The sequence below is a fragment of the Microbacterium sp. KNMS genome (assembly GCF_053851835.1).
The window spans coordinates 115,135-129,981 of sequence record NZ_JBSQBP010000008.1; the positions used below are offsets into that span (position 1 = coordinate 115,135).

Sequence of the window (14,847 nt, forward strand, 5' to 3'; positions counted from 1 at the left end):
GTCAGCTGCCTCCTTCGGGGGCTTCGGGGGCCGGGCGGGCCACGACGAGGAGGTCGGAGCCGAGGCGATCGACCTGCTCGACGGCGAGGCGCCGCTGCCGGGAGATGGTGGGGACGCCGATCTCGCCGAGCGCGAGCCGCGGACCCCCGAGGAGGGTCGGCGCGAGATAGACGAGGACGCGGTCGGCGAGTCCCGCAGCGAGGAAGGCGCTCGCGAGCGTCGGCCCGCCCTCGACGAACACGCGGTGGAGCCCGCGCTCGTGGAGGTCGTCGAGAACGGCGCGCAGATCGCGCGTGCGGTAGTGGATCGCCTCATGCGGATGGCGGCGGATGGCCGCTCCGTCGGGGATGTCGGCGGTGCCGATCACGACGGGGACGGGCTGCGCGGGGTGCAGGGCGTCGCCGTCGCGGGCCGTGAGAGCAGGGTCGTCGGCGAGCAGGGTGCCCGACCCGACGACGATCGCATCGGCCTGCGCCCGCCGGACATGGACATCCGCCCGCGCCTCGGCTCCCGTGATCCACTGGCTCGTGCCGTCGGCCGCGGCCGCGCGGCCGTCGAGGCTCTGGGCCCACTTGATCGTGACGTGGGGGCGGCCGAGCCGTCGCGCCGTCAGCCACGAGTCGAGAAGCGCATGGGCCTCGGGTGCCATGAGGCCGCTCTCGACGCTCACGCCCGCGGCGCGGAGGCGATCGCCGCCTCCGCTCTCGACATCGCCCGGGTCGTCCAGTGCGTACACGACGCGCGCGACGCCCGCGGCGATGAGGGCCTCCGAGCAGGGGCCCGTGCGGCCGGTGTGGTTGCACGGCTCGAGCGTCACGACCGCCGTCGCGCCGCGGGCCGCGCCCGGGGCGAGGTGCGAGAGCGCGTCGACCTCGGCATGCGCGGTCCCGGCCCCATGGTGCCAGCCCTCGGCGATCACATCGCCGTCGGGGGAGAGGATGACCGCGCCGACCTGCGGGTTCCGGCTGCGCGGCCCGCGGCGCGCGAGCTCGAGCGCGCGGGCCATCGCCCGCTGCTCCGCGTCGCTGAACGCCATCCGAACCTCCTGCAGGCACCCCGGGGTTCGCGAACGGCGCCCTCGACGGGCGACGTCACGTGCTGCCTCTCATCCGGACTCGCAGGCTGCGCCTGCATCACCGTCGGTTCCGGAATCCCACCGGATCGGCCCCCGCCATCAGGACGGGGGTTCGCGGACTGTCACCGCCGGTTCGGATTCTCACCGACCCCGGAGCACGTTCTGTGCACTCAGCATAATCAACCGCGACCGTGCGCCGCTATTCCCGGCGGCGTATGCGTCGCCCTATTTCAGCAGGCGCGACAGCCGACGGTCGGCGAGGACCTTGCCGCCCGTCTGGCACGTCGGGCAGTACTGGAAGTCGGTGTCGGCGAAGAAGACGCTGCGGATGGTGTCTCCGCAGACGGGGCAGGCCTCGCCCGATCGCGCGTGCACGGCCATCCCGCGCCGCTTCGCGTCCTTGAGATCGGCCGGCGGCTTGCCCGAGGCCGTCGCGACGGCCTCGGCGAGGGTCGCGCGGAGCGCGTCGTAGAGGCGGTCGACCTCGGCGTCGTCGAGGTTCGCCGCGAGCGCGTAGGGCGACATCCGCGCGGCATGCAGGATCTCGTCGGAGTAGGCGTTCCCGATGCCCGCGATCACGGACTGGTCGCGCAGGAGCCCCTTGATCTGCGTGCGGCGCCCGCGCAGCAGCCCGGCGAGAGCGTCGCGGTCGAAGCCGTCGCCCAGCGGATCGGGGCCGAGGCGCGCGATGCCGGGCACGTCGCCGATCGCCCGGACGACGTACACCGCGAGCGACTTCTTCGTGCCGGCCTCGGTGAGGTCGAAGCCCGAGCCGTCGTCGAACCCGATCCGCAGGGCGATCGGCGAGCGGCCCGGCTTGATCACGGTCGCCGGCAGCGACTCGTGCCAGCGCAGCCATCCGGCCTTCGCGAGGTGGAAGATGAGGTGGAGACCGCCGTCGAACTCGAGGTCGACGAACTTGCCGTGGCGCTGCGCGTCGCGCACGCGGGCGCCGACGATCGCGTCGATCGGAGGATCGTACGTCTTGAGCGCCGCGATCGCGGCCACCTGGGCCTTGACGACAGCGCGCCCCGACGTGCGCTCGCGCAGATAGCGCACGAGCCCCTCCACCTCCGGCATCTCGGGCATGCCGCCATCCTCGCACCGCGCACGGACATCCGTCACGGGCTGGACAGGGCGACGCCGATGCGACACTGGATCCGTGATCGCCGAGCTCGCGCTGCTGCCCGTCGTCCTCGAGTCCCGGCTGGGGGAGGTGACGCTGCGCGCGGCCCGCGAGGAGGACCTCGACGCGCTCATGGCGCTGCTCGCGGACGACGAGGTGAGCGCCGCGCGCGGCGACGTCGCCGCGGAGGAGGACCGCCCCGCCTACGCCGCCGCACTCGCGGCCATCCAGGCCGACCCCGCGAACGCGCTGCTCGTCGCGGAGGCCGCCGATGGTGCGCTCATCGGGACGCTTCAGCTCACCCGCATCCCGGGAATGGCCCGTCAGGGCGCTACACGGCTGCTCGTCGAGGCCGTTCGCGTGCGCTCCGACCTACGCTCATCGGGCGTCGGGTCGGCGATGATGCGGTGGGTGGTCGACGACGCGGCGCCAGCGCTCGGCTGCGCACTCGTGCAGCTGACCTCGGACTCCGCGCGCGTCGCGGCGCACCGCTTCTACGAGCGCCTCGGATTCGTCGCCTCGCACGTCGGCTTCAAATACCGCGTCGTGTAGGGGCCCGGGCGCGTTCGCCGCCCGGGACAGAACGCAGGAGTTTCAGCGGGGCGGCGAGCAGCGGCCCCCGAGAATCCGCGCCCCGTCGGCGGCTGCGCGCGCGAAGTTCCTGCGTTGTGTCCCGCACCCCGCGCCGACGCGTCGTGCACAGGCGGCGTGTCGGGGTGAAGACCTCCACAGGTCCGCCTCTCACGTCTCCCCGTCGCTGTCGCCACGGGCACGATGCCTTCATGGCAGGAGGCAGCACCGCCGAAGCGCGGAGGAAGGCGCGGAGGTCGCCGAGGTCGTTCTCCTTCGCCGCGCTGCGCGCGCGGGGGATGAGCCGACGGACGATCCGGCGCAGGGTCGCGGAGGGCGAGTACGTGCGCGTGCGGCGAGACGTGTACGTCGAACGCGGGGAGTCGGAGGACATCCTTCGGGCAGCGCGGGTCGGAGGCCGACTGGACTGCGTCTCGGCGATGCGGGAGCGGGGCGTCTTCGTGCGCGAGCGCGGAGGACTGCACATCCAGGTGGATCCGCGCAGCGGCCGACTCGCATCGCCCGAGGATCGCAAGCAGTGCCTCGCGGCAGTGCACGGCGTCGTCGTGCACTGGCGAGACGACCCGGCGCCCGACCACGACCTCCTCGCCGACCCCGTCGCCTCTGCCGCGCGTGCCGTGCGCTGCCAGCATCCGCGCGACGCCGTGGCCACGATCGACAGTGCGCTCCACCTCGGGGTGATCCGCGCTGATCAGATCGACGCGCTGTTCGCGCTCCTCCCTGCGCGCTGCGCCGCGCTGCGTCCGCTCATCGACGGCCGGGCGGAATCCGGCGCCGAGTCGCTCGCGCGCCTGGCGCTCCGCGTGCTCGGCCGGACGATCGACCTCCAGGTGCGCATCGACGGGGTCGGCCGCGTCGACCTGCTCGTCGACGGATGGATCGTCGTCGAATGCGACGGCAAGGCGTTCCACGAGAGCTGGGCGGCCCAGCTGGAGGACCGGCGCCGCGACCTCGCGCTCGCCGCGCGCGGCTACGCGTGCGTCCGGGTCACGGCGATGACGGTCTTCGAGGAGCGGCACGTGCTCGTCGCCGCGGTCCGCGGGCTCCTGCGCGCTCGCCGCTGAGCGACCTCCCGGGACAGAACGCAGGAGATCCGTCCGAGCAGAGGCTGCCGGCACGCGGGATCACGCGGCCGTCGGCAGCGAAGGGCGAAAGAACTCCTGCGCTGTGTCCCGGCAGCTCTCAGCGCAGAGCGGACGAGGCCGCCGTGCGCGGACCGGAGACGCGGATGGGCCGCCGACGGCGCCGGCGGATCGACAGCGACGCGGTCTTCGGCTCGAGCACCGGCCAGTCGACGGGGGAGCGGTCGTCGCTCGCCACGAGGCCCGCGATCCACGCGTCCTCGCGCTCGGCGGAGGCGCGGATGCCGCGGCGCCGCGTGCCCTCGAACCGGAACCCGAGCGAGCGTGCGAGGCGGGCGGACGGCTCGTTCCCGGCGACCGCGTGCCACTCGATCCGCTCGAGGCGCATGGGGCCGAGGGCGAAGTCGACGACCGCGCAGCCGGCCTCGGCGCCGTAGCCGCGCCCGCGCGCGTCGGCGGAGATCCAGTAGCCGAGCTCGGCCGAGCCGTCCCCGATCCGGTGCAGGCCGATCATCCCGACGAGACCCTCGGCGTCGTGGATCGCCCAGGTGATCTCCTCGCCGGCGCTGCGCCGCTCGGCGCAGAGCACGACGAACTGCTCGGCGTCCTCCCGCGTGTAGGGGGACGGCACGTTCGTCCACCGCTGCACCTCGGTGTCCTGGCAGGCGAGGTGGATGGCCTCGACGTCGTCCTCGGTCGGCGGCGTGAGAGTCAGGCGGGCGGTCCGCAGCATCAGCGCATCACGCACGGCGCAGCAGTCCGACGCGGTCGTACACGGTGCTCAGGGTCTCGTCGGCGACGGCCGCGGCCTTCTCGGCGTTGACGGCGAGCACGTGGTCGAGCTCGGCGGGGTCATCGAGCAGCTCGAGGGCCCGCGCGCGGACCGGCTCGAACTCGGCCACGACGACGTCGCGCAGGCCCTTCTTGAAGTCGCCGTAACCGCGGCCGGCGTACTCGTCCTCGATCGAGGGGATCTGACGGCCGGTGAGGGCCGCGTAGATCGTGAGGAGGTTCGAGACGCCGGGCTTGCCCTCGCGGTCGTAGGCGACGACGCCGTCGTTGTCGGTCACGGCGCGCATGATCTTCTTGGCCGTGACGTCGACGTCGTCGAGCAGCCACAGCACGCCCGCGTGCGACTCCGCCGACTTCGACATCTTCGCCGAGGGGTTCTGCAGGTCGTAGATGCGCGCCGTCTCGGCCTGGATCACCGGCTCCGGCACGCGGAACGTCTCGCCGTAGCGCGCGTTGAAGCGCTCGGCGAGGTCGCGCGTGAGCTCGACGTGCTGCTTCTGGTCGTCGCCGACCGGGACGACGTGCGTCTGGTAGAGCAGGATGTCGGCGGCCATGAGCACGGGATACGTGAAGAGGCCGACGCTCGTCGCGTCGGCGCCGTAGCGCTGCGACTTGTCCTTGAACTGCGTCATGCGGCCGGCCTCGCCGAAGCCGGTGATCGTGGAGAGGATCCAGGCGAGCTCGGCGTGCGCGCGCACGTGCGACTGCACGTACAGCGTCGACCGCGACGGCTCGATGCCGGCCGCGATGTACTGCGCGGCCGTGCGGCGGGTCTTCTCGCGGAGCTCGGCCGGGTCGTTCGGCTGGGTGAGCGCGTGCAGATCGACGACCGAGAAGAACGCGTCGTACGTGTCCTGCATGTCGCGCCACTGCAGGAGAGCCCCGATGTAGTTGCCGATCTGGAGCGAATCGGCCGACGGCTGCATTCCCGAGTAGAGGCGCGCTTTCTGAGTCACCGGACGATTCTAGACGCCGTCAGACCCCGGGAGCGTGCGTCTCGATCGCGACGATGCCCGCCCCGGGGTTCGTCGCCGAGAGGTGCACGACCGCGAAGGCGCCGGGGTCGAGGCCCGCCGCGCTCTCGAGATGGGGCCCGTGGACGGTCCCCGTCGCGAGCGCCAGCTCCCGCATGAGCGCGGGGATCACGGGCCGATGGCTGCAGATGACGGCGGGCTTGCCCGACCGCACCCGGCGGCCGACGACCTCGCGGGCATCCGCCGTGCCGGCATCCCATGCGTCCTCGCTGATGAGGGGCGTCTCGACGATCCGGCGGCCGATCGCCTTCGACAGCGGCGTCACCGTCTTCACGCACCGCTCGGCGTCGCTCGAGACGATCTTGCGGACGCCGAACGCGCGCAGGGCTCCGACGATCGCCTTCGCCTGCTCCTTGCCGCGGGTCTGCAGCGGACGGGCGGCGTCCTCGCCGCCCCATTCGTCGCGCGCGACGGCCTTCCCGTGCCGCAGCACGACGACCGGGAACGTGCGGAGGCTCGCGGCGCGGCGCAGCCGCTCGAAGCGATCGAGGATGTCCTGGTCGACCGGGTAGCTGAGGCGCTTGCGTGCCGCGCCGACGGTGACCCACTCAAGCCCGGCGATCTCCTTGTTCGGCACGAACGTGCTGGCGCGGATCGCCTCCTGCGTCGCCTCGGCGGCCCAGTAGTGCACGATCTTCTCGCGTCCGGACGGCTGGATGTAGACCGACTGGCCCACCGAAGGGCCGAGCGACACCCGCAGGCCCGTCTCCTCGTGGATCTCGCGCACGGCGGTCTCCGCGAGCATCTCTCCCGGATCGAGCTTGCCCTTCGGGAGGGAGATGTCGCGGTACTTGCCGCGGTGCACGAGGAGGACGAGGAGCTCGCCGTCGAGCTCGCGCCACACCACGCACCCCGCGGCGTACACGGGTCGATGCGCTGACGTCATCGAGTCGCGCGCGGACGCCGTCGTCGCTGGATTGCTGCCATGGTCTTATCCTGCACGTCGGCGAGCGGCTTGCCGTTCTCATCGAGGTGGTGGCGCGTCCACACGCCCTCGGCGCCGAGGTGCCAGGTCGCGCTCGCGTCATCCATCCCGAGGTCGAAGAACGCCTGCAGCTCCTTGATGTGCTGCGGCTTCGCGACCCGGACGAGCGCCTCGACGCGGCGGTCGAGGTTGCGGTGCATCATGTCGGCGCTGCCGATGTAGACCTCGGGGTCGCCGTCGTTCGCGAACGCGAAGATGCGCGCGTGCTCGAGGTAGCGGCCGAGCACGCTGCGGACGCGGATGTTGTCGCTCACCCCGGGCAGATCCACGCGGAGGCTGCAGATGCCGCGGACCCAGACGTCGACCTGCACGCCCGCGAGCGACGCGCGGTAGAGCGCGTCGATGATCTGCTCGTCGACCATCGAGTTGACCTTGATGCGCACGTGCGCGGGCTTGCCGGCCAGCGCGTTGCGGCGCTCGCGCTCGATGAGGCGCAGGAGGCCCTTGCGGAGGTGGAGCGGCGCGACGAGGAGGCGCTTGAACTTCTTCTCGATCGCGTACCCGCTCAGCTCGTTGAACAGGCGGGTGACGTCGCGCCCCACATCGGGGTCGCACGTGAAGAGGCCGAGGTCCTCGTAGATGCGGCTCGTCTTGGGGTTGTAGTTGCCCGTGCCGACGTGCGTGTAGTGGCGCAGAAGGCCCTTCTCCTCGCGGATGACGAGGGCGAGCTTGCAGTGGGTCTTGAGCCCGACGAGGCCGTAGACGACGTGCACGCCCGCCTTCTCGAGCTTGCGCGCCCACTCGATGTTGTTGGCCTCGTCGAAGCGCGCCTTGACCTCGACGAGTGCGAGCACCTGCTTGCCGGCCTCGGCCGCGTCGATGAGCGCCTGCACGATGGGGCTGTCGCCCGAGGTGCGGTAGAGCGTCTGCTTGATCGCGAGCACGTGCGGGTCGCGCGCGGCCTGCTCGAGGAACGCCTGCACGCTCGTCGCGAAGGACTCGTACGGGTGGTGCACGAGCACGTCGCCCTTGCGGATGGCGCCGAAGATGTCGGCGCGCGCGTGCTTCGAGTCCGCGTCGGCGGGCTGGAAGGCGAGCGGCGTCACGGGCAGGTGCGGCTTGAACTTCAGCTCGGGCCGGTCGATCTTCCCGAGGCTGAAGAGCGACCGGAGGTCGAGCGGAGACGGGAGGCGATAGACCTCCTGCTCAGAGATGTCGAGCTCGCGGATGAGCAGGTCGAGGGTGACGTCGTCCATGTCCTCGGTGATCTCGAGGCGGATGGGCGGGCCGAACCGGCGGCGCAGCAGCTCCGCTTCGAGCGCCTGGATGAGGTTCTCCGACTCGTCCTCCTCGATCGTCACGTCCTCGTTGCGCGTGAGGCGGAACGCGTGGTGGTCGAGGATCTCCATCCCGGGGAAGAGGTCGGCGAGGTTCTCGGCGATGAGGTCCTCGAGCGCGAGGTAGCGGATGCTGCCGGGCGCGTCGTCCTTCGCGGGAACCTGCACGAGGCGGGGGAGCATCTGCGGCACCTTCAGGCGCGCGAACTCCTCGCGCCCCGTGCGCGCGTTGCGGATGCGGATGGCGAGGTTGAGCGAGAGGCCAGAGATGTACGGGAACGGGTGAGCCGGGTCGACCGCGAGCGGCATGAGCACGGGGAAGACCTGCGCCTGAAAGTACTCGTAGAGGTCGGCGCGCTCGCTGTCGGTGAGCTCGTCCCAGCGGACGAAGTCGATCCCGGCCTCGGAGAGCGCGGGCTTGAGGTCGTCGTTCCAGACGGCCGCGTGGCGCGCCTGCAGCTCGTGCGCGAGCTCGGAGATGTTGGAGAGCACCTTCGCGGGCGCCGTCCCGACGTTCGTCGGGACGGCCAGGCCCGTCACGATGCGCCGCTTGAGGCCCGCGACGCGGACCATGAAGAACTCGTCGAGGTTGCTCGCGAAGATCGCGAGGAAGTTCGCACGCTCGAGGAGCGGAAGCGCCGGGTCCTCCGCGAGCTCGAGCACGCGGTTGTTGAACGCGAGCCAGCTGAGCTCTCGGTCCATGAAGCGATGCTCGGGGAGGCTCGCATCGGGGGCTTCCACGATCTCGTCGAAGTCGTCGTCCTCGGTGTCGAAGCCGGGGTCGACCAGGGGCGCATCCGTCATGTGCCTATCCTGGCACCCGCGGGTGTCGCGCGTGTGAACGGGCGGCGCGTCAGGCCTTCCGCGCTCCCTGCGCCGGCGCGTCCTCGTCGTCCTCCGAGACGTTGAACCGATAGCCGACGTTCCGCACGGTGCCGATGAGCTGCTCGAGGTCGCCGAGCTTCGCGCGCAGGCGCCGAACGTGCACGTCGACCGTGCGGGTGCCGCCGAAGTAGTCGTAGCCCCACACCTCGCTCAGCAGCTGCTCGCGCGTGAACACCCGCGAGGGGTGGGTCGCGAAGAAGTGCAGGAGCTGGAACTCCTTGTACGTGAGGTCGAGCGGCTTCCCGTGCACCTTGGCCGAGTACGAGGCCTCGTCGATCGTGATGCCCGAGGTCTGGACGCGGCTCGAGGTCTCCTCCGCGGTGCGCCGCCCCACCACGAGGCGGATGCGCGCATCGGCTTCGGCGGGGCCGGCCGTCGCGAGGATGACGTCGTCGACGCCCCAGTCGGGGGAGACGGCCGTCAGGCCGCCCTCCGTGACGATGAGGACGAGGGGTGCGTCGATGCCCGCCGTGTTCAGGATCTTGCAGAGCGCCTTCGCGCCGACGAGGTCGGTGCGCGCGTCGAGGAAGATCGCGTCAGCGCTCGGTGCGTTCACGAGCTGAGCGGCCTCCGCGGGGATCTGTCGCACGCGGTGGCTGAGGAGCTCGAGTGCGGGCAGCGCAGAGGCTCCGCCGGGGGCGGAGCTGAGCACGAGGAGCTGAGCCAAGCGAGGTCCTTTCGCCGGCGGCGGGTGCCACGCCGTGCTTCCGATGATAGGGGCAGCCGAAAGTGCGGCGAGACGCCTGCGCGCGCGGCACGCCACCGTGGATCCTGTCGTCAGGGGCCGCGATCGGCGATGATGGAGGGCGTGACCGAACCCGTGCTCGTCCCGCGCAGATTCCCGGTCGGCCTGGCCGTGACCTGGGCGTTCGCCGGCGTGGTCGCGATCGCGATCGGCATCTTCGTGGCGCCCGCCGATCGGTTCGGATGGTTCGCCGTCGGCGCGGGCGTCGCCCTCCTCGTCGCGTTCGCGGCGGAGCTGCGCCTCGGTCGCGCCGAGGGGTTCATCTCGCGGGTCGCCGCCGCGGCGGTCGGCGGGGTCGGGATCATGGGCGTCGTGTCCGCGATCTTCGCGCTCGCCGCGATCGTCCCCGGCTGAGCTCAGCGCGGTCGCCGGGGCGCGCCGGGAGGACTAGAGTGGTGCCATGGATCTCGTCGCCCTCGAACTGTTCTTCGTCGGCCTGCTGGGCCTCGCGAGTCTCGCGATCGCCTTCTGCTCCGGCGCAGTGATCGTCAACCTCTTCCGCGGCCAGCGCTGAGCCGGGGCGGAGCCTCGTGATCGAGATTCCGACCGACCTGCCTGCCGACCTCGTCCCGCTCTCCTGGCTCATCGGAGTGTGGGAGGGGACGGGCGTCATCGACTACCGCGTCGGGGAGGCCCACTACGAGGGCGAGTTCACGCACCGCGTCAGCTTCAGCCATGACGGCGGTCCGTACCTCAACTACTCGGCCACCGCATGGCTCGCCCCCGAGGGCGAGCGCCCCGCGCAGCAGCTCGTCGCCGAGACCGGCTTCTGGCGCCTTTCGCGTCCGGCGAACGCTGCGACGCCGGGGCCCGGCCTTCTCCCTGCGCTCGAGACGGAGCCGACTCGGACGGCCGACGACGTCGAGCGCCTGCGCACCGCGGGCGGCGGCTTCGAGATCGAGGTCAACCTCGTGCACGCGGACGGCGTGAGCGAGCTCTACCTCGGTCAGGTCAAGGGGCCTCGCATCGACATCGCGACGGACGCGGTCGTGCGCACCGCCGGCGCCAAGCACTACGCCGCCGCGACGCGGATGTACGGTCTCGTCGACGGACACCTCCTGTGGGCGTGGGACATCGCGGCGCTGGGCCGCGAACTCGGGTCGCACGCCTCCGCGCGCCTCGCCCGCACCGAATAGCCCTGCGAGCGCAGCGAGCCGCTCCCGGTCGTTGAGCGAGCGGAGCGAGTCGAAACGCAGAGCGAAGCGAGCCGCTCCCGGTCGTTGAGCGAGCGGAGCGAGTCGAAACGCAGAGCCGAGCGAGTCGAAACGGCGCGGCGCCTCTGTTCGCGCCGTGCCGGAGAATGGGAGCATGACCGATCCCTTCGCCCAGATCCCCGGGGCCGTGCTCTCGGATGACGGCGTCGCCCATTTCGGCGACCCCACGCGGGAGCAGCGCGCCCTCGCCCAAGGGGAGGCGATCGTCCCGCGCGGCGACCGTGCCGTCGTGGCGGTCTCGGGGCCCGAGCGGCTGACGTGGCTCGACTCCATCACGTCGCAGGCCGTCGCGCGCCTCGCGCCCGGCGTGAGCACCGAGCTGCTCGTTCTCGACCCGCAGGGCCACGTCGAGCACGCGGCGGCGGTGATCGACGACGGCGCGACCGCATGGCTCATCGCCGACGCGTCCGATGCCGCCGGACTCGCGAAGTGGCTCGGCATGATGCGCTTCCGCGCGCAGGTCGAGGTGGCCCCGCGCCCCGACCTCCGCGTGGCCGGCTTCGTGCGCGGCGGCGGCGCGGAGCACGCGCTCGCCGACGCGGCCGCCCGGCCGAACGGCATCGCGCTGGTCTGGCAGGACCCCTGGATGGGAGTGAGCGCGGGCGGATGGCAGTACGCGCGCACCGAGGAGCATCCGGGCGCCGCGCACGCGTGGGCCGAGGCCATCCTCGAGGAGAGCGTGTGGGCGGACGCTGCAGCGCTCCCGGTCGCCGGGCTGCTCGCCGCGGAGGCGCTGCGGATCGCCGCCTGGCGCCCGCGATGGGCCGCCGAGGTCGACGAGCGGGCGCTGCCGCACGAGAGCGACTGGCTGCGGTCGGCGGTGCACCTCGCGAAGGGCTGCTATCGCGGCCAGGAGACCGTGGCGAAGGTGCACAACCTCGGCCATCCGCCGCGTCGACTGGTGATGCTGCATCTCGACGGCAGCGACAGCGTGCTCCCCGAGCGTGGTGCGCGCGTGCTCGCGGGCGAGGCCGAGGCCGGGCACGTCACGTCGTCGGCGTGGCATCACGAGCTGGGCCCGATCGCGCTCGCGATCGTCGCCCGTCGCATCCCCGAAGGGGAGACGCTCGCGGTCGAGGCCGACGGCGTGCGCGTCGCCGCGGCGCAGGAGGTCATCGTGCCGGGCGACGCGGGCGCGACCGCGGAGGTGCCGCGCATCACGCGCCTGTCGCGCCGCCCGCTCGCGCAATGACGGCGTAGCGTCGGAACGTGCCCGAGCCGCGTGACGCCCCCGAGACCTCGCCGCTGACCGCGGCGATCCCCGTCACGTGGCGCCGCCGCCTCTCCCTGCGGCCGGGGCTCGAGCGCGTGCGCGACTCGGGGGCGGCGATCGCCCAGATCGTCATCGCGGCCACGGGCGCCTTCCTCCTCGCGCACTATCTCCTCGGCCACGAGGCGCCCCTGCTCGCGGCGACGGTGTCGATCTCCTCCCTCGGTCTCGCGCGCGACGCGCGACCGCGCAGGGTCGTCGAGACGGTGCTGGGCATGCTCACGGGCATCCTCATCTCCGAGCTGCTCCGCCTCGTCTTCGGCTCAGGGCCGTGGCAGCTCGCGCTCACGCTCGCCGTCACGCTCCTCGTCGCGCGCTTCCTCATGCCCTCTCCGCAGTTCGCCGTCGCGGCGGCCATCCAGTCCGCGATCGCGATGGTGCTGCCGGCCGGGCCGCTGCCGTTCCTCCGGCTCGCGGATGGGGCCATCGGCGGGGCGCTCGCGATCGTCATGACCGCGCTGCTGCCGCGCAACCCGATGAGCACCGAGCTGCGCGATGCCCGCGTGCTGTTCACGGCGCTCGACGCGGCGATGGGGCGCGTCGTCCAGGGGCTCCGACGCGGCGACGCCGTGCGGGCGGATCGCGGGCTCGAGAAGGCGCGCGGGCTGCAGGGCGATGTCGACGCCTGGCGCACGTCGCTCGAGTCGGCGCAGGCGGTCTCGGCGCTCTCGCCGTTCCTGCGCTCGCGCCGGATCGAGCTCGCCCGCCACGCGCGCGTCCTGCAGAGCGTCGACCTCGCCGCCCGGAATCTGCGCGTCGTCGCGCGGCGCGCGGCCTACGTCGTGCGCGACGGCGAGCCGCGTCCGGCGATCGCCGAGCCGCTCGCCGAGCTCCAGCGCGCGGCGGGCGTCGTCGCGCACGCGCTCGAGGACATCTCCGCCGAGCCCGCGGCGCGAGAGGCGCTCCTCGCGATCGCGCGGCGGCTCGATCCCGCGGCGATGATGCCCGACGCGTCTCAGGGCGAGCTCGCGCTGCTCGCGGCGCTGCGCCCGTTCGCGGTCGACCTGCTCGTCGCGAGCGGTCTCACCCACGCCGAGGCGGCAGCGGCCATCCCGCGCATCTGATCGCGTCGCGCCTCACGCGGGCGCGACGGCCGCCCACGGCACCGTGAGCTCGCCGAGCCGCCACCGCCGCCGGCTGCCGACGACATCCCATCCGCCGCGGCGCATCGCCTCGACCGTCGCGATCCAGCGCTGCACAGGGCCGAAGGGGGAGAGGTGCGCTGCGCGCTCCCATTCGCCGTCGAGCGCCTGCAGGAACGCGTGCACGCGCTCTCCGGGCACATTGCGGTGGATGAGCGCCTTCGGCAGCCGCTCGGCGACGATGCCGGGGAGCTCGAGATCGGCGAGCCGCAGCGAGACCGTGAAGCGGACGGCCTCTCCGGTCGGCGCGACGTCGACCCACGCGCAGACGCGGCCGAGCTCGTCGCAGGTGCCCTCGATGAGGACGCCGCCGGGCGCGAGCCGCTCGGCCATCCGGCGCCACGCCGCGGCGACCTCGTGCTCGTCGTACTGCCGCAGCACGTTGAACGCACGCACGACGGCAGGCCGCCGCCCGCCCTCCGTCGGGATCTCGAATCCACCGCGTGCGAACGAGACCGCGATGTCGGGCGCGAACACGGTGCGCCCCGCGCGGACGTCGGCCAGCTGCGCCCGCGCGCGCTCGACCCGCTCGAGGTCGATCTCGAGACCGCGCACCTCGACATCCGCGCGTGCGCGACGCAGGCGCGCGGCGAGCTCGAGCGCCGTCACGCCGCTCGCGCCGAAGCCGAGGTCCACGACGAGCGGGTCGCCGGCGTCGAGGAGCGCGGGGTGCTGCGCGATCCAGCGGTCGACGCGGCGCAGCCGGTTCGTGCCGGTCGTGCCGCGGGTCGGTCGGCCCTCGGTCGTCGGCATGCCTCCATTCTCGCGTGAACGCACGGGGGCCGCGGCATCGGGCCTCGCGTCGCCTCGGTAGCATGTCAGGTATGACGCACACCCTGATCCTGCTCCGCCACGGGCAGAGCGACTGGAACGAGAAGAACCTCTTCACCGGATGGGTCGACGTGCGGCTCACGGAGCAGGGGAAGGCCGAGGCCCAGCGCGGCGGCGAGCTGCTGAAGGAGCAGGGCGTGCTGCCCGACATCCTCCACACCTCCGTGCTGAGCCGTGCCATCCAGACGGCGAACATCGCGCTCGACGCGGCCGACCGCCTCTGGATTCCCGTCAAGCGCTCGTGGCGCCTGAACGAGCGCCACTACGGCGCTCTGCAGGGCAAGGACAAGGCGCAGACGCTCGCCGAGTTCGGCGAGGAGAAGTTCATGGAGTGGCGTCGCTCGTTCGACGTGCCGCCGCCCGTCATCGACCCCGAGGACGAGTACGCCCAGACGCACGACCCGCGCTACGCCGGGATCGACGGCGAGATCCCCGGCACCGAGTCGCTCAAGATCGTCATCGACCGCCTGCTGCCGTACTGGGAGTCGGAGATCGTGCCCGACCTCGCAGCCGGCAAGACGGTGCTCGTCACGGCGCACGGCAACTCGCTGCGCGCGCTCGTGAAGCACCTCGACGGCATCAGCGACGACGACATCGCCGGCCTGAACATCCCGACGGGCATCCCGCTCGTGTACGAGCTCGACGACGACATGAAGCCGACCGGCCCGAGCCGCTACCTCGACCCGGAGGCCGCAGCGGCCGGCGCCGCAGCGGTCGCCGCCCAGGGCAAGAAGTAGCCCGAGAACGACGAAGCGCCCCGCCGACCGGCGGGGGTGTCTCTTCTACACATCTCCGAGC

15 protein-coding genes and 1 riboswitch are annotated in these 14,847 nt (G+C 72.5%); of the genes, 7 read left to right on the forward strand and 8 right to left on the reverse strand.

Annotated features, from left to right (window positions below; all coding sequences use genetic code 11):
- Position 1: 1 nt before the first annotated feature.
- Both ribD and ACWXWW_RS07075 read right to left on the reverse strand, forming a co-directional pair.
- Positions 2–1,036 (reverse strand): bifunctional diaminohydroxyphosphoribosylaminopyrimidine deaminase/5-amino-6-(5-phosphoribosylamino)uracil reductase RibD, encoded by a 1,035-nt coding sequence (ribD, locus tag ACWXWW_RS07070; protein ID WP_271173603.1) that lies wholly within the window; start codon positions 1,034–1,036, stop codon positions 2–4.
- Between the two features lie 55 nt (positions 1,037–1,091).
- Positions 1,092–1,238: riboswitch (FMN riboswitch) on the reverse strand.
- 62 nt (positions 1,239–1,300) lie between these two features.
- Positions 1,301–2,164, reverse strand: coding sequence for an Fpg/Nei family DNA glycosylase (locus tag ACWXWW_RS07075; protein ID WP_455969447.1), 864 nt, complete (start codon positions 2,162–2,164; stop codon positions 1,301–1,303).
- A gap of 73 nt (positions 2,165–2,237) precedes the next feature.
- On the opposite strand from ACWXWW_RS07075, the gene ACWXWW_RS07080 reads away from it, so the two are divergent.
- Both ACWXWW_RS07080 and ACWXWW_RS07085 read left to right on the forward strand, forming a co-directional pair.
- The gene (locus ACWXWW_RS07080) at positions 2,238–2,753 is read left to right on the forward strand and encodes an N-acetyltransferase family protein (RefSeq protein WP_455969448.1); all 516 of its coding nucleotides are present in this window, start codon (positions 2,238–2,240) and stop codon (positions 2,751–2,753) included.
- Positions 2,754–2,983: 230 nt separating this feature from the next.
- On the forward strand, positions 2,984–3,856 hold the full coding sequence (locus ACWXWW_RS07085; protein ID WP_455969449.1) for a hypothetical protein: 873 nt from the start codon (positions 2,984–2,986) through the stop codon (positions 3,854–3,856).
- A 118-nt stretch (positions 3,857–3,974) separates the two neighbouring features.
- Here ACWXWW_RS07085 and ACWXWW_RS07090 read toward each other — a convergent pair whose 3' ends face one another.
- From ACWXWW_RS07090 to ACWXWW_RS07110, 5 genes are read right to left on the reverse strand one after another with little or no spacing between them, the layout of a single operon-like run.
- A complete protein-coding gene (locus ACWXWW_RS07090) occupies positions 3,975–4,607 on the reverse strand; it encodes a GNAT family N-acetyltransferase (protein WP_455969450.1) in 633 nt (210 codons plus the stop codon).
- Between the two features lie 7 nt (positions 4,608–4,614).
- Positions 4,615–5,622, reverse strand: a complete 1,008-nt coding sequence (trpS, locus tag ACWXWW_RS07095) for a tryptophan--tRNA ligase (protein WP_455969451.1) — start codon at positions 5,620–5,622, stop codon at positions 4,615–4,617.
- 19 nt (positions 5,623–5,641) lie between these two features.
- Positions 5,642–6,586 (reverse strand): NUDIX hydrolase, encoded by a 945-nt coding sequence (locus tag ACWXWW_RS07100; RefSeq protein WP_324014120.1) that lies wholly within the window; start codon positions 6,584–6,586, stop codon positions 5,642–5,644.
- Positions 6,583–8,766 (reverse strand): RNA degradosome polyphosphate kinase, encoded by a 2,184-nt coding sequence (locus tag ACWXWW_RS07105; RefSeq protein WP_455969452.1) that lies wholly within the window; start codon positions 8,764–8,766, stop codon positions 6,583–6,585. Before ACWXWW_RS07105 ends, ACWXWW_RS07100 begins: the two co-directional genes overlap by 4 nt.
- 49 nt (positions 8,767–8,815) lie before the next feature.
- Positions 8,816–9,514, reverse strand: a complete 699-nt coding sequence (locus ACWXWW_RS07110) for a response regulator transcription factor (RefSeq protein ID WP_421075442.1) — start codon at positions 9,512–9,514, stop codon at positions 8,816–8,818.
- A 141-nt stretch (positions 9,515–9,655) separates the two neighbouring features.
- Here ACWXWW_RS07110 and ACWXWW_RS07115 point away from each other — a divergent pair, with 141 nt between their 5' ends.
- From ACWXWW_RS07115 to ACWXWW_RS07130, 4 genes are all read left to right on the forward strand, one after another.
- The gene (locus tag ACWXWW_RS07115; RefSeq protein ID WP_455969453.1) at positions 9,656–9,946 is read left to right on the forward strand and encodes a hypothetical protein; all 291 of its coding nucleotides are present in this window, start codon (positions 9,656–9,658) and stop codon (positions 9,944–9,946) included.
- Positions 9,947–10,122: 176 nt separating this feature from the next.
- A complete protein-coding gene (locus ACWXWW_RS07120; RefSeq protein WP_455969454.1) occupies positions 10,123–10,728 on the forward strand; it encodes an FABP family protein in 606 nt (201 codons plus the stop codon).
- Between the two features lie 172 nt (positions 10,729–10,900).
- On the forward strand, positions 10,901–11,998 hold the full coding sequence (gene ygfZ, locus ACWXWW_RS07125; RefSeq protein ID WP_455969455.1) for a CAF17-like 4Fe-4S cluster assembly/insertion protein YgfZ: 1,098 nt from the start codon (positions 10,901–10,903) through the stop codon (positions 11,996–11,998).
- Between the two features lie 17 nt (positions 11,999–12,015).
- A complete protein-coding gene (locus ACWXWW_RS07130) occupies positions 12,016–13,140 on the forward strand; it encodes an FUSC family protein (protein WP_455969456.1) in 1,125 nt (374 codons plus the stop codon).
- Positions 13,141–13,152: 12 nt separating this feature from the next.
- On the opposite strand, the gene ACWXWW_RS07135 is transcribed toward ACWXWW_RS07130, so the two are convergent.
- Positions 13,153–13,971 (reverse strand): class I SAM-dependent methyltransferase, encoded by an 819-nt coding sequence (locus tag ACWXWW_RS07135; protein ID WP_455969457.1) that lies wholly within the window; start codon positions 13,969–13,971, stop codon positions 13,153–13,155.
- Positions 13,972–14,042: 71 nt separating this feature from the next.
- Here ACWXWW_RS07135 and ACWXWW_RS07140 point away from each other — a divergent pair, with 71 nt between their 5' ends.
- A complete protein-coding gene (locus ACWXWW_RS07140) occupies positions 14,043–14,786 on the forward strand; it encodes a phosphoglyceromutase (RefSeq protein WP_271173590.1) in 744 nt (247 codons plus the stop codon).
- Positions 14,787–14,847: the final 61 nt, after the last annotated feature.